The 17986-nt window shown below is 66.3% G+C and carries 16 protein-coding genes; 8 read left to right on the top strand and 8 right to left on the bottom strand.

What is annotated here, in order from left to right:
* Nucleotides 1-39 precede the first annotated feature (39 nt).
* The 4 genes from KUV65_RS03480 to KUV65_RS03465 are packed head-to-tail and all read right to left on the bottom strand — an operon-like array spanning nt 40 to nt 2592.
* Nucleotides 40-270, bottom strand: a complete 231-nt coding sequence (locus KUV65_RS03480) for a hypothetical protein (protein WP_222187559.1) — start codon at nt 268-270, stop codon at nt 40-42.
* Nucleotides 271-305: 35 nt separating this feature from the next.
* Complete coding sequence (locus tag KUV65_RS03475; RefSeq protein WP_222187557.1) at nt 306-1295, bottom strand: methyltetrahydrofolate cobalamin methyltransferase; 990 nt, start codon at nt 1293-1295, stop codon at nt 306-308.
* Nucleotides 1296-1311: 16 nt separating this feature from the next.
* The gene (locus KUV65_RS03470) at nt 1312-2247 is read right to left on the bottom strand and encodes a methylenetetrahydrofolate reductase (RefSeq protein ID WP_222187555.1); all 936 of its coding nucleotides are present in this window, start codon (nt 2245-2247) and stop codon (nt 1312-1314) included.
* A 30-nt stretch (nt 2248-2277) separates the two neighbouring features.
* Nucleotides 2278-2592 (bottom strand): virulence factor, encoded by a 315-nt coding sequence (locus KUV65_RS03465; protein WP_222187553.1) that lies wholly within the window; start codon nt 2590-2592, stop codon nt 2278-2280.
* A 324-nt stretch (nt 2593-2916) separates the two neighbouring features.
* On the opposite strand from KUV65_RS03465, the gene KUV65_RS03460 reads away from it, so the two are divergent.
* From KUV65_RS03460 to KUV65_RS03440, 5 genes are all read left to right on the top strand, one after another.
* Nucleotides 2917-4074 (top strand): Ppx/GppA phosphatase family protein, encoded by a 1158-nt coding sequence (locus tag KUV65_RS03460; RefSeq protein WP_222187551.1) that lies wholly within the window; start codon nt 2917-2919, stop codon nt 4072-4074.
* A 161-nt stretch (nt 4075-4235) separates the two neighbouring features.
* On the top strand, nt 4236-4940 hold the full coding sequence (locus KUV65_RS03455; RefSeq protein WP_222187550.1) for an RlmE family RNA methyltransferase: 705 nt from the start codon (nt 4236-4238) through the stop codon (nt 4938-4940).
* 228 nt (nt 4941-5168) lie between these two features.
* Nucleotides 5169-6623 carry an IMP dehydrogenase gene (guaB, locus tag KUV65_RS03450; protein ID WP_222187548.1) on the top strand — a complete coding sequence of 485 codons (1455 nt, stop codon included), beginning with the start codon at nt 5169-5171 and terminating at the stop codon, nt 6621-6623.
* Between the two features lie 67 nt (nt 6624-6690).
* A complete protein-coding gene (locus KUV65_RS03445) occupies nt 6691-7815 on the top strand; it encodes an RsmB/NOP family class I SAM-dependent RNA methyltransferase (protein ID WP_222187546.1) in 1125 nt (374 codons plus the stop codon).
* Nucleotides 7816-7935: 120 nt separating this feature from the next.
* Nucleotides 7936-10485, top strand: coding sequence for an ATP-binding response regulator (locus KUV65_RS03440; protein WP_222187544.1), 2550 nt, complete (start codon nt 7936-7938; stop codon nt 10483-10485).
* Here KUV65_RS03440 and KUV65_RS03435 read toward each other — a convergent pair.
* Nucleotides 10482-11099: a hypothetical protein gene (locus KUV65_RS03435; RefSeq protein ID WP_222187542.1), complete on the bottom strand. Its 618-nt coding sequence runs from the start codon at nt 11097-11099 to the stop codon at nt 10482-10484. The two genes, KUV65_RS03440 and KUV65_RS03435, sit on opposite strands and share 4 nt — an antisense overlap.
* Before the next feature lie 186 nt (nt 11100-11285).
* On the opposite strand from KUV65_RS03435, the gene recA reads away from it, so the two are divergent.
* The 3 genes from recA to KUV65_RS03420 all read left to right on the top strand — a co-directional run bounded on the left by recA (nt 11286) and on the right by KUV65_RS03420 (nt 15454).
* Nucleotides 11286-12356: a recombinase RecA gene (recA, locus tag KUV65_RS03430; RefSeq protein WP_222187540.1), complete on the top strand. Its 1071-nt coding sequence runs from the start codon at nt 11286-11288 to the stop codon at nt 12354-12356.
* A 142-nt stretch (nt 12357-12498) separates the two neighbouring features.
* Nucleotides 12499-15162: an alanine--tRNA ligase gene (gene alaS / locus KUV65_RS03425; protein WP_222187538.1), complete on the top strand. Its 2664-nt coding sequence runs from the start codon at nt 12499-12501 to the stop codon at nt 15160-15162.
* Between the two features lies 1 nt (nt 15163).
* The gene (locus KUV65_RS03420; RefSeq protein WP_222187536.1) at nt 15164-15454 is read left to right on the top strand and encodes a DUF1330 domain-containing protein; all 291 of its coding nucleotides are present in this window, start codon (nt 15164-15166) and stop codon (nt 15452-15454) included.
* Between the two features lie 110 nt (nt 15455-15564).
* Here KUV65_RS03420 and KUV65_RS03415 read toward each other — a convergent pair whose 3' ends face one another.
* The 3 genes from KUV65_RS03415 to KUV65_RS03405 form a co-directional block, all read right to left on the bottom strand.
* On the bottom strand, nt 15565-16176 hold the full coding sequence (locus KUV65_RS03415; protein WP_222187534.1) for a YitT family protein: 612 nt from the start codon (nt 16174-16176) through the stop codon (nt 15565-15567).
* A 212-nt stretch (nt 16177-16388) separates the two neighbouring features.
* On the bottom strand, nt 16389-17603 hold the full coding sequence (locus KUV65_RS03410; protein ID WP_222187532.1) for an NADP-dependent isocitrate dehydrogenase: 1215 nt from the start codon (nt 17601-17603) through the stop codon (nt 16389-16391).
* Nucleotides 17604-17740: 137 nt separating this feature from the next.
* A complete protein-coding gene (locus tag KUV65_RS03405) occupies nt 17741-17986 on the bottom strand; it encodes a hypothetical protein (RefSeq protein ID WP_222187530.1) in 246 nt (81 codons plus the stop codon).

The raw sequence follows: 17986 nt of genomic DNA, 5'->3' as shown, positions 1-17986 counted from the left end.
ATTCTTCGGCCCGAATAATCTTCGTGAAGATTATTCGCGTCAGACGATGACGCGCAGATCCGACCGGGTGCAGATGATGATGAACTGCCCGCCCGCCTCCAGCAGGTGAAAGCCGCGGCGGCGCACCTCCAGCTCCAGCGCCTCGCGTCCGATCTTCCGCTCCACATGTGCAACGCTGCGCCGGACGACGCCCCCCGTTTGTGCGGATCGGGCCGAGAAGATCTGGCTCATCCACTGGTCATTGGCAGAGAGGGGGCGCAGGCAGGTCATGGACCCGAGCTTGCCCCATCCCGGTTAACAAAAGCTTAGCCCGCGCGCCGCCGCCCGCCGCGACGTCCGCCGCGTCCGCCACCGCTGGCCTGTGCGGCCTTGGCCGCCTCGGGGAAGGTGGCGCCCTCTTTGACCGCGTCGAGAACACGGGCGAAATTGATCCACTTTCCGCCATTGGGATCGTGGTTCATCAGGAAATTCGCGGCGTTCACCGCCTCCATCTCGACCGAGCGGACGGGGTTCATGATCGCGCTGGTCATGCCCGCGCCGATGGCCATGGGCAGGAAGGCCGCATTGATCCCGTGGCGGTTGGGCAGGCCGAAACTGATATTCGAGGCGCCGCAGGTGGTGTTGACGCCCAACTCGTCGCGCAACCGGCGCACCAGCGCGAAAACCTGCTGGCCCGCCGTCGCCATCGCGCCGATGGGCATGACCAGCGGGTCGACCACGATGTCATGGGCCGGGATGCCGAAATCGGCGGCGCGTTCGACGATCTTCTTCGCCACGGCAAACCGCACGTCCGGGTCCTCGGAAATGCCGGTGTCGTCGTTCGAGATCGCTACGACCGGCACGTTGTATTTCTTGACCAAAGGCAGGATCGTCTCCAGCCGTTCTTCCTCGCCGGTGACCGAGTTCAGGAGCGGGCGGCCATTGGCCGTCTCCAACCCGTTTTCCAGCGCGCCCGGCACCGAGCTGTCGATGCAAAGCGGCACGTCGACCAGCGCCTGCACCTTTTCGATCAACGCCTTCATCAGCATCGGTTCGACGAAATTGTTGTCGGCGTAACGCGGGTCCTCGGCCATCTTGTTGGTGAAGACCGCGCCCGAGTTCACGTCGAGAACCATCGCCCCGCAGGCGACCTGCTCCAGCGCGTCTTTCTCGACGGTCGAGAAATCGTCCATCTCCAGTTCGGCGGCCAGTTTCTTGCGGCCGGTGGGGTTGATGCGCTCGCCGATGACGCAGAACGGCTCGTCAAAGCCGATGACGACGGTCTTGGTCGCGGATTCCAGAACGGTGCGGGTCATGTCAGGCGGTGCTTTCTCAGTGGGCGTTTGCGGGTTTGGCCGAGGCGCCGCCATTGGCGATGGCCCATTCGGCATTGGTCTTGATCCCGCCGAGCGGGAAGAAATGGATGCGCTCGATCAGGCTGTCGGGGTTTTCGACCTTGTGCCGCGCCAGCGCGCGCAGGATCTCCGTCGGCTCCATCGGCTTGACCAGTTTCGATACGTCTCGCGCGCGGCGCTGCAACACGCCCAGCGAGGGGCCGACCCCGCAGGCGATGGCAAACTTGATCAGCGTCTGCAATTTCGCCGGCCCCGCGACGCCCAGATGGATCGGCAGGTCGATGCCCTCGGCCTTCAGGCGGTCGGCCCAGGCGATGACGGGGCCCGCGTCAAAGGCAAACTGCGTGGCCAGCGCCATCTTGGCATCCGTCCGCTCGGCGAAGGACTGTTTCCAGCGCAGCGCCTCCATGACGGATGCGTCACCGCCTTTGGGGTCGATGTCGCGGTTGCCCTCCGGGTGGCCGGCCACGTGCAGCCGCTTGAACCCGGCCTTGTCGAAAAGCCCCGTCTCAAGCAGTTGCATCGAGCAATGGAAGGCCCCGCGCGGCTCGGGGATGCCCCCGGCCAGGATCAGCCCCTCGGTCACGTTGGCCTCGTCCTGGTAACGCGCGATCCAGTCCGCGAGCGTCTGCGCATCGGGGATCGAGCGGGCGGGGAAATGCGGCATCACCTCGAACCCGTCACGGGCGAGGCGACGCGCCGTGTGCACCATGTCCTCGATCGGGGTGCCGTCGATATGGGCGATGTAGACGCGCGTGCCGACCGGCAGAAGGGCGCGAAAATCCTCCACCTTGTCGGCGGTGCGCGGCATCACCTCGATGGAGTAGCCCTCAAGCAATGCTTCGAGCGAGACAGCTCCGGGCTCGACCGGGCGGGCGCGTGCAGCGGGGCTGCGGAAGGACAGAAGGGCCATGAGTGTCTCCCGGAATGAAGGCAAGGTCGGTCAGGTGGCCGGGGTGGTGTCATCCACCCCTTCGGCATCGATCAGGCGCTTGAGCCGCGCGTCGTCATACTCTGTGTCCAGCCGCGCGGCGGTCTGGGTGGCGATCTCGGATGGGTCGCCCTCGACCTCGCCGATCTCGACCTTGTGCCATTCGCGCAGATAGGCGTCTTCGTCCCGCGCGCCGATCTTCATGGCAACCCGGTCGATGGCCTGCTCGAACCGCTCGGGCAGGGGGGCTTTGGCCCCGCGGCGGCCCTTGCCCACGATCACCTGGGCGGGGATGTCGCGCCAATAGACAAGGGTGACGGTCGGCATTCAGATCTCCTGTTCGCGCGCGGCGGTCCTGCTGTTCCGCGCCACCATAGGATCGATGCGAGGCCGTCCCCGTGTCAATTTCGACATGACGCCGCGCGAGAACGACCACGCTGACGCTTTTCTGCGGGTCGATGGCCTGCGCCCGGCTGGCGGTGTGCGGGCGTCAAGGTCTCTCGATACTGCCGAAAATATCGGCACGCCTCGCAAATCGGCATGATTTCAAGGGATTCGGTACTTTGGCTGCGCGTTCGGGGCTGCGACATGTTGTGTCGTGGCAGTCTTGTGGATACATTCATCCCAACCATTGAATTTCGGAGGCGCCCCATGTCGCGCAAGCGATCCCGAGGTGCCGGCCCGTTCCCCAGACCTGTCGCGACGGTCGTGCCGCCCGCGACCCCGCCTGTCGAACGTCGACCTGCACCCGCACCCCGCCCGGACCCGGCGGATCTTTATGCCGCGCTCGATCTCGGCACCAATTCCTGCCGCATGCTGATCGCCCAGCCCAAGGGCAACCAGTTGCATGTGGTCGACAGCTTTTCCAAGAGCGTGCAACTGGGGCAGGGGCTGGAAGCCTCGGGCCGGCTTGGCCGCGCCTCGATGGCGCGGGCCGTGGGCGCGCTGAAGATCTGCCAGAAGAAACTGTCGAAACATCGCGTGGAGCGCATGCGGCTGGTCGCGACCGAGGCCTGCCGCCGCGCCACCAACGCGGGGGAGTTCATCGAGCTCGTGCGCCGTGACACCGGCCTGTCGCTGGAGATCATCGAACCCGAGGAAGAGGCGCGGCTGGCCGTGGTTTCCTGCGCGCCGCTGGTCTCGACCAAGACCGAGCAGCTGCTGGTCGTGGATATCGGCGGTGGTTCGACCGAACTGGTCTGGATCGACCTCAGCCGCGTGCCCAAGCTGGAACGCCCGCGCGCCATCATGCGCCTGCACCAGGGGTTCGATCATGAGGATACGATCTTTCCCCGCGCCAAGGTGGTGGACTGGATCTCGATCCCGCTTGGCGTGGCGACGCTGAAGGACATGTATTCCGACGTCGCCGATGACGGCGCGCGGTTTGCGTTGATGAGCTGGTTCTTCGAGGAGCAGTTGGCCGAGTTCTCGCCCTATGACGATGCCGCCGACCAGGCGCGCGAGGGGTTCCAGATCATCGGTACCTCGGGGACCGTCACGACCGTTGCCGCCAGCCACCTCGGGCTGCGCCGCTACGACCGCAACAAGGTGGACGGGCTGCGCATGACCTCCGACCAGATCGACATGGTGATCAACCAGTATCTCGCCCTTGGCCCCGAAGGCCGCCGCCGCGACCCGCGCATCGGGCGCGACCGGCAGACGCTCATCATGTCGGGCGCCGCGATCTTGCAGGCGCTGCTTCGGGCCTGGCCCACTGACCGGCTGAGCGTGGCTGACCGTGGCCTGCGCGAGGGGCTGCTTTATGCGCAGATGTCGGCCGATGGGGTGTTGGAGGACGGTCCGTTCTGACATCGGAGGGGTTGCGCCGCCTTTGGCGTCGCCCGGGGAAGCGCCGAAAGGGGCATCGAGCCCCTTCCGGCGCTTGCGCGCTCCGCGCGGGCATATTTATTGGATAAAGATTGGAACTGGGGATGCGCCCGGCGGGGCGCGTCGCGGGAAAGGGCAACGGTATGCCGAAGAAGAATACGAGCGGGCGCGGGCAGCGCGATTTGCGGGTGAAGGTGAAGACGGCGCGCGGGCGCAAGCTGTCCTCGACCCGCTGGCTGGAGCGGCAGTTGAACGACCCTTACGTCGCGCGTGCCAAGCGCGAGGGCTATCGCGGGCGGGCGGCCTTCAAGATCCAGGAACTGGACGACAGGTATCGTTTCCTTGTGCCCGGCGCGCGGGTGGTCGACCTGGGCTGTGCGCCGGGCGGCTGGTGCCAGGTGGCCGTGCCGCGGATCAACGCGCTTGGGGAGAAGCCGGGCAAGGCGGTGGGCCGGATCATCGGCCTCGACCTGAAGGAGGTGGAACCGATCCCCGGCGCGGAACTGCACGTGCTCGACTTCATGGAGGAGGGCGCGGATGACAAGGTCAAGGACTGGCTTGGCGGCAAGGCCGATGTCGTGATGAGCGACATGGCGGCCTCGGCCTCGGGTCACAAGCAGACCGACCACCTGCGGATCGTGGCGCTCTGCGAGGCGGCGGCCGAGCTGGCCTTCGACGTGCTGGAAGAGGGCGGCACCTTCGTTGCCAAGGTCCTGGCCGGGGGCGCGGAAGGGGGGCTGCAAACCCTGCTCAAGCAGCGCTTCGACAAGGTCGCCAATGTCAAACCCGCCGCCAGCCGGTCGGACAGTTCCGAGAAATTCGTCGTTGCCACTGGGTTCCGGGGCTAGTCCGTTTGGTGCCCCTTTCCATCTTTATCCCCTGAAAATGCCCGCCGGAGGCACAAGCGCCGCAAGGGGCTCGATGCCCCTTGTGGCGCTTCGACCGGGCGACATGCGCAGCATGGCGTAACCGCTGACCTCGCCCCCCAAGCGTCGCAACCAAGATTTCGCCCTTTCCCTCGGGTCCGCCACATGAGATAGGGACGTGCCAACACGAACCCTCCAAGGAGACGCCCGATGGAGATTCGCGAGGCCCTGACCTTCGATGACGTTCTGCTGGTTCCGGGGGCAAGCTCTGTCCTGCCTTCCGATGCCGATACGCGCACCCGCGTGACCAAGGCGATCAAGCTCAACATCCCGCTCCTGTCCTCGGCGATGGACACGGTTACCGAAAGCCGCATGGCGATCGCCATGGCGCAAGCGGGCGGCATGGGGGTGATCCACCGCAACCTCGATGTCGAGACGCAGGCCCGCGAGGTGCGCCGCGTCAAACGCTTCGAATCCGGTGTCGTCTACAACCCCGTCACCCTGCGCCCCGACCAGACGCTGGCCGATGCCAAGGCGCTGATCGAACGCTACAACTTCACCGGGTTCCCGGTGGTGGACGAGAAGGGCCACGTGGTCGGGATCGTCACCAACCGCGACATGCGCTTCGCCACCTCGGACGACACGCCGGTCAAGGTGATGATGACCTCCAACGACCTTGCCATGCTGCGCGAACCGGCGGACCTGGAAGAGGCGAAAAGCCTGATGAAGGCGCGCCGGATCGAGAAGCTGCTGGTCGTGGACGGGGCGGGCAAGCTGACCGGCCTGCTGACGCTCAAGGATACCGAGCAGGCGGTGCTGAACCCGCAGGCCTGCAAGGACGAGCTGGGCCGCCTGCGCGTCGCTGCCGCCACCACCGTGGGCGATGCGGGCTTCGCGCGGTCCGAGGCCCTGATCGACGCGGGCTGCGACCTGATCGTGATCGACACGGCGCACGGCCATTCCGAGGGCGTCGGCAAGGCGGTCGAGCGGGTCAAGAGCCTGTCGAACGCCGTGCAGGTCGTCGCGGGGAACGTCGCCACCTATGACGCCACGCGTGCACTGATCGACGCGGGCGCGGACGCGGTGAAGGTCGGGATCGGCCCCGGCTCCATCTGCACCACGCGGGTCGTGGCGGGCGTGGGCGTGCCGCAGCTCACCGCGATCATGGATTGCGCCAGGGCCGCCGCCGAAAGCGATACGCCGATCATCGCCGATGGCGGCATCAAGTTCTCGGGCGATTTCGCCAAGGCCATCGCGGCGGGGGCCCATTGCGCCATGGTGGGCAGCATGATCGCCGGCACGGATGAATCGCCCGGCGAGGTCATCCTTTACCAGGGCCGTTCCTTCAAATCCTATCGCGGCATGGGCAGCCTCGGGGCGATGGCGCGCGGCTCGGCCGATCGCTATTTCCAGAAGGATGCGGCCAGCGACAAGCTGGTGCCGGAAGGGATCGAGGGGCAGGTGCCCTACAAGGGCGCGGCGGGCGCCGTCATCCACCAGATGATCGGCGGTTTGCGGGCGGCCATGGGCTACACCGGCTGTGCTACCGTGGACGAGATGCGCGGCAATTGCCGGTTCGTGCGGATCACTGGCGCGGGCCTCAAGGAATCGCATGTCCATGATGTTCAGATCACGCGGGAAAGCCCGAATTACCGTGGAAGCTGAAGGTCTTGCGGTTCGACCTTAAGGTGATGCATTGACGCCAGGCGCGCGGATCTCCGCGGCGATCGCCGTGCTGGATGACTGGCGCGGCGGCACCCCCGTCGAGCAGGCGCTGACCCGTTGGGCACGCGGCGCGCGCTATGCCGGGTCCAAGGATCGCGCAGCGGTGCGCGACCATGTCTATGACGCGCTGCGCCGGGCCGAAAGCTGCGCGCAGATGGGCGGTGGCCGGGATGGTCGGGCCATGATGCTGGGTCTGCTGCGCCTGCAAGGGCGCGATCCGGCCGAGCTTTTCACCGGCGACGGCCATGCCCCCGCCCCGCTGACCGCAGCCGAGGCGGAGGCCCCGTCGAAGGCTCCATCGCCCGAATGCGATATCCCCGACTGGCTCCGCGCGCCGGTCTCGGACCAGGTGGATGATCCCGAGTCGCTTTTTGCCAGTTTCGCACATCGCGCCCCGCTTTGGCTGCGGGTGAACCTGCGGCGCGCCACGCCCGAGGCGGTCGTCGCGTCCCTGGCCGCCGATGGCGTGACGGCCCGCACCACGCCCCTCTGCGCCACGGCGCTCGAGGCGACCGAGGGCGAACGCGCCCTGCGCCGCGCCGCCGCCTATCTCGACGGGGTGGTCGAGCCGCAGGACCTTTCCGTTCAGCGCGCCCTCGACCGCGTGGACTGGCCCGGGCAGGGCCGGATCCTCGACTATTGTGCCGGGGGCGGGGGCAAGGCGCTGGCCCTTGCAGACCGCTCCGACGCGGCAATATTCGCCCATGACGCCAACCCCGGTCGCATGGCCGATCTGGGGCCGCGCGCCGCGCGCGCCGGCGTGTCGATCCGGCAGGTTGCGACGGCAGGGCTGGAGGACCACGCGCCGTTCGATGCGGTGCTCTGCGATGTGCCCTGTTCGGGCTCGGGCACGTGGCGGCGCGACCCCGAGGCGAAATGGCGGTTGACGCCCGCGCGCCTCGACAAGCTGTGTGCCACGCAGGACGCGATCCTCGAGGCCGCCGCGCGGCTGGTGGGGGCGCAGGGGCGCCTCGTCTACATGACCTGTTCGCTGTTGCGGGTCGAGAACGAGGACAGGATCGACGCGTTCCTCGCCCGCCATCCCGGCTGGCGGCTGGAGCATCAGGGGCGCGACACGCCGTTGACCGCCTCGGACGGTTTTTTCTGCGCAAGCCTGTCGCGCGACGGGTGAGCCGGCGACACTTCCGCCCCGATCCGGCAAAAAATCCTCCGCCCGCGCCGAAAATTTACGGCATTTTAAGTTTCGTTTAACGATTTCGCGCTCGAATGGCGCATCGGCGCGGACTGGCGCATGGTCGACCGCGAAAACGAGAGGACGAAAAGCTTGAGCGACGGGCTGTGCGAAGATCACGCGACCGCTGAGGTTGATCGCGACCTGCTTGGCCACCGGTTCGCCGAGGTGGGGCAGGGGTGGCCGCTTCGCCCCGTCCTGATCCTCGTGCTTGGCCTTCTATGCGGTGCCGCGGCATGGATGGCCCCGTCGGACCCTGCGCAGTTCGGTCTTCTTGCCGCGACCGGGGGGCTGTTCTCGGCCGCGCTGTTGCTGGCCTTGCGCGATCTGCGCGGCTTCGCGCGGCGCCGGCGGGATCTGCTGTCCGCGCTACGGTTTTGCGACCACGACCCGGCGGCCAGCTTCGTGACCGATGCGACCGGCGCGATTTTCGCAGGCAACAAGGCCGCGACCCGGCGCTTCGGTGATCGGACGGGCCAGCCCGTGTCGCGCGCGATTGCAGGCCTGTTGCCCAGTGCCGGTACCGTGGTTTTCCGGCAGGAATCGGCACTGGCCCGCAGACCCGCCACCTCGGAAACGATCGTCACACCGCGCGGTTCGGTGCGGCTGACGGCCCAGCGCCTGAGCGGCGGTGTGTTGTGGCGCATCGACGACCTTGCCGATCACGGGCAGCGGCCGGGCGGGGCGATCAGCCTGCCGATGATGATCGTCAGCCAGAACGACACGATCCTGTCCATGAACGACGCGATGCGCGATGTGCTTGGCCGGCGCGTCACCGCGATGGGCGACATGTTCCCCGACCTGCCGCTGGTGGCGGGGCGGCGCACCAAGATGAAGACCGCCGATGGCATGATCGAGGTCATCCCGATCATCGTCACCTCGCCCGATGGCCGGCGCGAGGTCTATGCCGTGCCCGGGCTGGCCGAACCGCCGGCCGCCTCGGTCGCGGCCCGCGCGTTCGAGGCGCTTCCGGTGGCGCTCCTCCATATCGGGGCGGACGGGCAGGTGCTGGCCTCGAACCGTCCGGCGCAGAAGCTTTTGGGTGTCGCGCCCGAGGAAACAGGGATGCTGTCGCAATTCGTCGAAGGGCTGGGCCGCCCGGTGAACGACTGGGTGGCCGACAACCTGACGCAACGCGTGGCCTCTCATCCCGAGGTGGTGCGCGCCCGCAAGCGCAAGGATGAATGTTTCTTGCAGATCTCGCTGTCGCGGATCACGGATGCGACCGGGCCGTCGCTCCTGGCCGTGCTGCACGACGCGACCGAGCTCAAGACGCTGGAACAGCAATTCGTCCAGAGCCAGAAGATGCAGGCCATCGGCGAGCTCGCGGGTGGAATCGCCCATGATTTCAACAACCTGCTGACCGCGATCACAGGCTATTGCGACCTGCTTCTGCTGCGCCATGACCATGGCGATCCCGACTATGGCGATCTGGTGCAGATCAACCAGAACGCCAATCGCGCCGCCAGCCTCGTGGGGCAGTTGCTGGCCTTTTCGCGCAAGCAGACGCTGGAACCCGAGGTGCTGGACCTGCGCGATACGATGGGGGAGTTGACCCATCTGCTGAACCGCCTGGTGGGCGAAAAGATCACCCTGACGCTCAGCCACGATCCGGGCCTTCTGCCGATCCGGGTCGATCGCCGGCAACTGGACCAGGTCATCATGAACCTCGTCGTCAATGCCCGCGACGCCATGCCCGATGGCGGCGAGGTGCGTGTCGAAACCCGCGTCGTGCGCCTGTCCGAACCGCTGCACCGTGACCAGGCCGTGGTGCCCGTCGGCCAATACGTCACCATCCGCGTCCGCGACCATGGTCATGGCATCCCGCCCGACAAGCTGAACCGGATTTTCGAGCCCTTCTTCACCACCAAGGGTGTGGGAGAGGGGACCGGCCTGGGCCTGTCGATGGCCTATGGCATCATCAAGCAGACCGGCGGCTATATCTTTGTCGATAGCGTGGTCGATGCCGGCACGACCTTCACGATCTACATTCCGACCCATGACCTGCCCGAAACCGATGGGGTCCTCCCTGCCGCAACGGGCGCAGGGGGCGTGTCGTCCGGACAGCAGATCAATGATCGGCTGATCGCGGAACAGGCCGCTGCCGCAAAGCCGCAAGCGGCAAGGCCGGAGGCCGCGCCGCCCGCTGCCGCACCCGACCTGGCAAGGCCAAAGGTCGATGAATCCGACAAGGACCAAAGCCTGCAACCAGCCGCGCCCATCGACGGGTCCGGGGAAGACGACCGGGCGCGCGTTGTGCTTTTGGTCGAGGACGAGGCCCCGGTGCGTGCCTTCGCCTCCCGCGCGCTGCGGCTGCGCGGCTACACCGTGCTCGAGGCCGCAAGCGCCGAGGATGCCCTGTCGGTGCTGGACCGCACGGAGCAGGCCATCGATCTTTTCGTCACCGATGTCGTGATGCCGGGCAAGGACGGCCCGTCCTGGGTGCGCGAGGCGCTCGGCACCCACCCGGACGTGAAAGTGGTCTTCGTCTCTGGCTATTCCGAGGACGCGATCGACGAGATGTCGAGGGGCATTCCGAACTCGGTTTTCCTGCCCAAGCCCTTCACCCTGTCTGAACTGACCGAGACCGTCCGGCGGCAGTTGCACTAGCCGCCGAGGCGCAAGCTCCCGTCGCAAAGCGCGTCCCAGAGGGCGAATTCCTGCGGGGCGTCACGGCGCAGTTGCGCCTCCATCTCGGGGCTTAGCCCGGTGTCGCCCTCGGGCGAGACGTTGCGCGCGGGCAGGTCCAGATCGACGGACAGGCGGGTTTCGAGGAAGCGCACGAGATCCTCCATCCGGTCATGGCGGAACAGGTGATGCACCCCGACCGCGCCGCGCTCATAGTCGAGGAAGCGGGACTGCCGCCCCACCTGCGCGGGTTCACCCGGGTCGTCGCTTAGCCACTCCTCCACGAACGCGTCGAAGCTCATCCCGGCGGTCGAGGCCGGCTGACCCGCGATCGCCGCGCGCGCGCGGTACCGGTACCAGCTCGACAGCCAGCCGATCGGCTCACGCATCACCGCCACAAGCTCCATCGGGCGCGACCGGCGCTGCTCGAAAAACGGGGCCAGCTGGTTGCGATAGCGCCGCACCGTGCAATGCTTCATCGCGGGCGGGTTCAGGATGGCGCTGTCGGCGAATGGCAACAGTGCCTCTTCCAGCGCCGTCGTCCCGGTCTTGGGAACCGCCATCAGAACCAGCCGCGCCTTCCAGAAGATCAGCATTTCCAGCCCCTTGGGAAAAATTTCACACTGCTAACCCTTTCTTAACGCCTCCATGCCATCTTGGGCACAAGGAAAAATCAACTTGAAATGTTCGCGTTTTGTTTGATACTGCATTGCGGAACAAGAGGTGAACACGAGCACCGCATTGCCGCCCCGGCGGCTGCATGACATAAGGGGTCAACTCCAATGGCAACGGCGAACCTTCTCGACATGACCGACCGCAAATCTGCCGACAAGCAAAAGGCGCTCGACAGTGCGCTGGCCCAGATCGAACGCCAGTTCGGCAAGGGCTCGATCATGAAGCTGGGCGGCGACAACGCCTTGCCGGATATCGAGGCGACCTCGACCGGCTCGCTGGGGCTCGACATCGCGCTCGGCATCGGCGGGCTGCCCAAGGGGCGGATCATCGAGATCTACGGCCCCGAAAGCTCGGGCAAGACGACGCTGACGCTGCATGTCGTGGCCGAGGAACAGAAAAAGGGCGGCGTTTGCGCCTTTGTCGACGCCGAACACGCGCTCGACCCGCAATACGCCAAGAAGCTGGGCGTCGATCTGGACGAGTTGCTGATCTCGCAGCCCGACACCGGCGAACAGGCGCTCGAGATTACCGATACGCTGGTCCGCTCGGGCGCGGTCAGCCTCGTGGTGGTCGATTCGGTCGCGGCCCTGACCCCGAAATCCGAGCTCGAGGGCGACATGGGCGACAGCAGCGTCGGCGTGCACGCCCGCCTGATGAGCCAGGCCATGCGCAAACTGACCGGCTCCATCGCGCGCTCGAACTGCATGGTGATCTTCATCAACCAGATCCGGATGAAGATCGGCGTCATGTTCGGCAGCCCCGAAACGACGACGGGCGGCAACGCGCTCAAGTTCTACTCGTCCGTGCGCCTCGACATCCGCCGCATCGGCTCGATCAAGGACCGTGACGAGGTCGTGGGCAACGCCACCCGCGTCAAGGTCGTCAAGAACAAGGTCGCACCGCCCTTCAAGCAGGTGGAATTCGACATCATGTATGGCGAAGGCATCTCGAAAATGGGCGAATTGCTGGACCTTGGCGTCAAGGCCGGCGTGGTCGAGAAATCGGGCAGCTGGTTCTCTTACGGCGACGAGCGCATCGGCCAGGGCCGCGAGAACGCCAAGACCTTCCTCAAGGAAAACAAGGACGTCGCGCTGGCGATCGAAGACAAGATCCGCGCCGCCCATGGCCTCGACTTTCACATGGCCGAGGATGATCCGGACATGGTCGACGACGGCTGACCGCCGCGCGATCCGACTAAACGAGGGGCGGTCCGGTGGGCCGCCCTTTTCGCTTCACTCCACCCGCCCCATGGACAGCACGCATGGGCGGGGTTACATCAGCCCGGACGTGCCGAAACCTGCCCGGAAGTGACCGCCCGACATGGCCAGCCTGAACGATATCCGCTCCACATTCCTCGACTATTTCCGCCGCAACGGCCACGAGATCGTCGACAGCTCTCCGCTTGTGCCGCGCAACGACCCGACCTTGATGTTCACCAACTCGGGGATGGTGCAGTTCAAGAACCTCTTTACCGGGGTCGAACACCGCGACTACCAGCGCGCGGCCACCAGCCAGAAATGCGTGCGCGCCGGGGGCAAGCACAATGACCTCGACAATGTGGGCTACACGGCGCGGCACCACACGTTCTTCGAAATGCTAGGGAATTTCTCGTTCGGGGATTACTTCAAGGAGCAGGCGATCCCCTATGCGTGGGAATTGCTGACCAAGGATTTCGACATTCCGGCCGACAAGCTCCTGGTCACGGTCTACCACACCGATGACGAGGCCGCCGAGATCTGGAAAAAGGTCGCCGGCCTGCCGGACGAACGGATCATCCGCATCCCGACCTCGGACAATTTCTGGCAGATGGGGCCGACCGGCCCCTGCGGTCCCTGCACCGAGATTTTCTTCGACCATGGCGACAAGATCTGGGGCGGCCCGCCGGGCAGCCCGGAAGAGGATGGCGACCGCTTCATCGAGATCTGGAACATCGTTTTCATGCAGAACGAGCAGTTCGAGGACGGCTCGATGCGCGCGCTCGACATGCAGTCGATCGACACCGGCATGGGGCTGGAACGGATCGGCGCGCTCTTGCAGGGCAAGCACGACAATTACGACACCGACCTGATGCGCAGCCTGATCGAGGCGAGCGCAAACGCCACCAGCGTCGATCCCGACGGGCCGAAGAACGTGCATCACCGCGTGATCGCGGACCATTTGCGCTCGACCTCGTTCCTGATCGCGGACGGGGTGATGCCCTCCAATGACGGGCGCGGCTACGTGCTGCGCCGGATCATGCGCCGCGCGATGCGCCATGCGCACCTGCTGGGCGCGCAGGACCCGCTGATGTATCGCCTTGTGCCCGCGCTGGTCAGCCAGATGGGGCAGGCCTATCCCGAGCTTGGCCGCGCGCAGGCGCTGATCACCGAGACGCTCAAGCTGGAGGAAGAACGCTTCCGCCAGACCCTCGACCGCGGCTTGCGCCTGCTGGATGAAGAGTTGGAAAACCTGCCCGAGGGCGCGGCCCTGCCGGGCGAGGCGGCGTTCAAGCTGTACGACACCTATGGCTTCCCGCTGGACCTGACGCAGGACGCGCTGCGCGAACAGGGCCGCACGGTCGACACCGAGGGCTTCGACGCCGCCATGGCCGAGCAGAAGGCCAAGGCCCGCGCGGCCTGGTCGGGCTCGGGCGAGCAGGCCGATGCTGCGATCTGGTACGACCTCGCCGAAGAGCACGGCGCGACGGAATTCCTCGGCTACGACACCGAGAAGGCCGAGGGCGTGGTTCTGGCGCTTGTCAAGGATGGCGAAAAGACCGAGCGGGCCGCGAAGGGCGACACGATCGCCATCGTGGTGAACCAGACGCCGTTCTATGCCGAGTCCGGGGGCCAGGTCGGCGATACCGGCACGCTCAAGACCGAGACGGGCCGCGCAAAGATCACCGACACCAAGAAGGTGGCCGGCGTCTTCCTGCACATGGCCGAGGTCGCGGAGGGCGAGATCGCGCCGGGGCAGGGCGCCGAGCTGGAGGTGGAACACGCCCGCCGCTCGACGATCCGGGCCAACCACTCGGCCACGCACCTGTTGCACGAGGCGCTGCGCCGCGCGCTTGGCGATCACGTTGCGCAGCGCGGATCGCTCAACGCGCCGGACCGGCTGCGTTTCGATTTCAGCCACGGCAAGGCGCTGAGCGCCGAAGAGATCGAACAGGTCGAGGAGGAGGTGAACGCCTTCATCCGCCAGAATGCGCCGGTCGAGACGCGCATCATGACCCCCGACGATGCCCGCGGGATCGGGGCTCAGGCGCTCTTTGGCGAGAAATACGGCGACGAGGTGCGCGTCGTGTCGATGGGCACGCTGGACGGCTCGGGAAAGGGCGCGGATGGCAAGACCTATTCGATCGAACTGTGTGGCGGCACGCATGTGCGCCAGACCGGCGATATCGGCGTTTTCGTGGCGCTTGGCGACTCGGCCTCCAGCGCCGGGGTGCGCCGGATCGAGGCGCTGACCGGCGAGGCGGCGTTTGACTACCTGAGCGAACAGGACCGCCGCATGGGCGCGCTGGCCGCCGAGTTGAACGTGCAGCCCGGCGACGTGCTGGACCGGGTCCAGAGCCTGAAGGACGAGCGGCGCAAGCTGGAAAACGAGGTGGCGCAGCTGCGGCGACAGCTGGCCATGGCCGGTGGCGGCGCCTCCGAAGCGCCGCAGGCCCGCGAGGTGAACGGCATCGCCTTCCACGCGCAGGTCTTGTCGGGGGTGACGGGCAAGGACCTTGCCGGGATCATCGACGAGCACAAGAGCCGGATGGGGTCCGGCGCGGTCCTGCTGATCGCCGATACCGGTGGCAAGGCCGCCGTGGCCGCGGGCGTGACGGGTGATCTGGTCGAGCGCGTCTCGGCCGTGGACCTGGTGCGCGCGGCCGTCGAGAAGCTGGGCGGCAAGGGCGGTGGCGGCCGGCCCGATTTCGCGCAGGGCGGCGGCAAGGATGCCGGCGCCTCGGACGAGGCCATCGCGGCCGCGGAAACCGTTTTGAAGGAGGCCTGAGATGCCCTGTGCCTATTGGATTGCCCATGTGACCGTCACCGACGAGGAGGCCTATGGCCGCTACGCTGCGCTGGCGACGAAAGCGATTGCCGCGCATGGCGGAGAATTCCTCGCCCGGGGCGGCGAGGCCATCCAGAAGGAAGGCCGCGCCCATCCGCGCAACGTGGTCGCGCGGTTCCCGAGCCTGGAAGCGGCCAATGCCTGCTACGAGAGCGCGACCTACCAGGAGGCGCTGAGCCATGCCAAGGGCGCGTCCGAGCGGGACCTGGTGTTGGTGGAAGGCGCTGACTGAGGCATTGCGCCGTCTGCGACGTCGCCCGGGCGAGCGCCTCGGGGGGCCTTGAGCCCCCCTCGGCGCTGATGCCTCCGGCGGGAGTTTTTCGGCCAAGATGAAGGGGCGGGTCAGCGCCCGATATAGCGGTCCTTGCGGTGGTTGGTGGCGACGATCAGGTTCGTCACCACGGCGCCGAGAAGCGACCAGCCCACCAGCACGGGGTCGATCGCGAAGGCCGCGGTCGCGAACAGGGCCGCGTCGAAGCCCAGCTGTACCCATCCGGCCTGGATGCCCACGCGATCCTGCAGGAAGAGAGCGAGGATGCCGATCCCGCCCAAGGACGCCCCGTGGCGGAAGAGGACGATGAGGCCGAGCCCGATCGTGCCGCCGGCAAGCATCGCGCCGAGGGCCGGGTCGAGCCGGTCGAAGGAGATGAGCGCCGGGAAGATCTCGGACAGGGTGGAGACGAGGGCCACGGCGATCACCGTCTTGAGCGTGAAGCGCCAGCCCATGCGCAGGATCGCCAGAAGGTAGAAGGGCAGGTTCACCACGAAGAAAACCGCGCCGAAGGACCAGTCGGTCAGGTAGCTGACCAGCACGGCAAGGCCCGCGGTCTGGCCGGTGACGAGGCCCAGATGGGTAAGAAACTGCAGCCCGAGCGCGCACATGGCGGTGCCGAGGAGGAAGGCTTGCGCATCCTCCAGCAGCGTGTGGGTCAGGGAATCCTGCGGTTCGGCCATGGGGTGCTTTTTTCCGCGATGCAGCGAAAGCGCAAGGGGCAAATGCTGGGCTGGCTTATCCCGGACCGCCCGAGGAAGAGGTGAATACACGGCCGACCGCGCCGGGCATGAAGAACCCGGGGACGGGTTATTCGGCGGGGTGTGGGGCCAGGACGGCAGCTGGTCAGCGCCGCGCCAAAGGGGCAGGGCGAAAACCCCGCCCCCTCGGTCGATCAGCCAGCGAGCGCCGTGTTCAGGTTCTCGTCGACCTTTTCGAGGAAACCGGTGGTCGTCAGCCATTTCTGGTCGGGGCCGACCAGAAGGGCGAGGTCCTTGGTCATGTCCCCGGCCTCGACCGTTTCGACCACGACGCGTTCCAGCGTCTCGGCGAAGGTCTTGAGCTGGGCATTGCCGTCCAGTTTCGCGCGGTGCTTCAGCCCGCCGGTCCAGGCGTAGATCGACGCGATGGAATTGGTCGAGGTCGCCTTGCCCTCCTGGTGCTGGCGGTAGTGGCGGGTGACGGTGCCATGCGCCGCCTCGGCCTCGACGATCTTGCCATCGGGGGTCATCAGCTGGCTGGTCATCAGCCCGAGCGAGCCGAAGCCCTGGGCCACGGTGTCGGACTGCACGTCGCCATCGTAGTTCTTGCAGGCCCAGACGAAGCCGCCGTTCCATTTCATCGCGCAGGCGACCATGTCATCGATCAGGCGGTGTTCGTACCAGATGCCCGCTTCCTTGAACTTGTCCTCGAACTCCTCTTCGAAGACCTGTTGGAAGAGTTGCAGGAACTGCCCGTCATATTGCTTGAGGATCGTGTTCTTGGTCGACAGATAGAGCGGCCAGCCCATGTTCAGCGCGTAATTCATCGAGGCGCGGGCGAAATCGCGGATCGAGTCGTCGAGGTTGTACATCCCCATGAACACGCCCGAGGATGGGGCGTCATAGACCTCTTCCTCGATCACGGTGCCGTCTTCGCCGACGAACTTCATCGACAGCTTGCCGGGGCCGGGGAATTTCATGTCGGTCGCGCGGTACTGGTCACCGAAGGCGTGGCGGCCGATCACGATGGGCCTGGTCCAGCCGGGCACGAGACGGGGCACGTTGCGGCAGATGATCGGGGCGCGGAAAACCACGCCGCCCAGGATGTTGCGGATCGTGCCGTTGGGGCTGCGCCACATCTTCTTGAGGCCGAATTCCTCGACGCGGGCCTCGTCGGGGGTGATGGTCGCGCATTTGACGGCAACGCCGACCTCTTTGGTTTTCTCGGCGGCGTCGATGGTGATCTGGTCATCGGTCGCATCGCGCGATTCCATGCCCAGATCGTAGTAGAGCAGATCCACGTCCAGGTAGGGCAGGATCAGCTTGTCCTTGATGAAGGCCCACATGATGCGGGTCATCTCGTCGCCATCCATTTCGACGATGGGGTTTTCGACCTTGATCTTGGTCATCTTGTGCCTCGTCCGGTGCTAGGGAGTCGCGCCGTCTGTAGCCGATGATCGCGAGGGAGGAAAGCTATGTATGCCGTTGCATACCAATTATGCCCTGAGCGAAGCGCGTCTGAGGGACTCCGCCGAAAAAACGGGCGTCAGCTTTGCGGTTCGGGGGCCGTGCTGGCCTGATGCCTGGCCAGTTTCTGCGCCAGAAGGCGGCGCGCGCGCTGCTCAGCCAGCCGCACCCGGACGAAGGTGCGGAACATCTCCTCGGTCGTGGGGGAGGAGGTGCCGAGCGCGCGCGCAATCTCGTCGATCAGCTGCTCATCCCCGGTTTCCTCGCTCGCCTTGATGACGTCCTGCGCCAGCTTGTCGGCAAGGTTCTCGGTGATGACACTCAT

It is taken from the genome of Maritalea mobilis, assembly GCF_019800885.1.
Taxonomy (GTDB): Bacteria; Pseudomonadota; Alphaproteobacteria; order Rhodobacterales; family Rhodobacteraceae; genus Roseibacterium; species Roseibacterium beibuensis.
The sequence above is the reverse complement of the archived record's forward strand: the minus strand, read 5'-3'. Positions and strand labels throughout refer to the sequence as shown.

Bases quoted from the DNA above. Each gene is read 5' to 3' on its own strand.
- KUV65_RS03415 (WP_222187534.1), bottom strand. From the start codon at position 16,176: ATGGCCGAACCGCAGGATTCCCTGACCCACACGCTGCTGGAGGATGCG.
- KUV65_RS03475 (WP_222187557.1), bottom strand. From the start codon at position 1,295: ATGACCCGCACCGTTCTGGAATCCGCGACCAAGACCGTCGTCATCGGC.
- KUV65_RS03420 (WP_222187536.1), top strand. From the start codon at position 15,164: ATGCCCTGTGCCTATTGGATTGCCCATGTGACCGTCACCGACGAGGAG.
- KUV65_RS03410 (WP_222187532.1), bottom strand. From the start codon at position 17,603: ATGACCAAGATCAAGGTCGAAAACCCCATCGTCGAAATGGATGGCGAC.
- KUV65_RS03480 (WP_222187559.1), bottom strand. From the start codon at position 270: ATGACCTGCCTGCGCCCCCTCTCTGCCAATGACCAGTGGATGAGCCAG.
- recA (WP_222187540.1), top strand. From the start codon at position 11,286: ATGGCAACGGCGAACCTTCTCGACATGACCGACCGCAAATCTGCCGAC.
- KUV65_RS03405 (WP_222187530.1), bottom strand. From the start codon at position 17,986: ATGAGTGTCATCACCGAGAACCTTGCCGACAAGCTGGCGCAGGACGTC.
- guaB (WP_222187548.1), top strand. From the start codon at position 5,169: ATGGAGATTCGCGAGGCCCTGACCTTCGATGACGTTCTGCTGGTTCCG.
- KUV65_RS03460 (WP_222187551.1), top strand. From the start codon at position 2,917: ATGTCGCGCAAGCGATCCCGAGGTGCCGGCCCGTTCCCCAGACCTGTC.
- KUV65_RS03440 (WP_222187544.1), top strand. From the start codon at position 7,936: ATGGTCGACCGCGAAAACGAGAGGACGAAAAGCTTGAGCGACGGGCTG.
- KUV65_RS03470 (WP_222187555.1), bottom strand. From the start codon at position 2,247: ATGGCCCTTCTGTCCTTCCGCAGCCCCGCTGCACGCGCCCGCCCGGTC.
- KUV65_RS03455 (WP_222187550.1), top strand. From the start codon at position 4,236: ATGCCGAAGAAGAATACGAGCGGGCGCGGGCAGCGCGATTTGCGGGTG.
- KUV65_RS03435 (WP_222187542.1), bottom strand. From the start codon at position 11,099: ATGCTGATCTTCTGGAAGGCGCGGCTGGTTCTGATGGCGGTTCCCAAG.
- alaS (WP_222187538.1), top strand. From the start codon at position 12,499: ATGGCCAGCCTGAACGATATCCGCTCCACATTCCTCGACTATTTCCGC.
- KUV65_RS03465 (WP_222187553.1), bottom strand. From the start codon at position 2,592: ATGCCGACCGTCACCCTTGTCTATTGGCGCGACATCCCCGCCCAGGTG.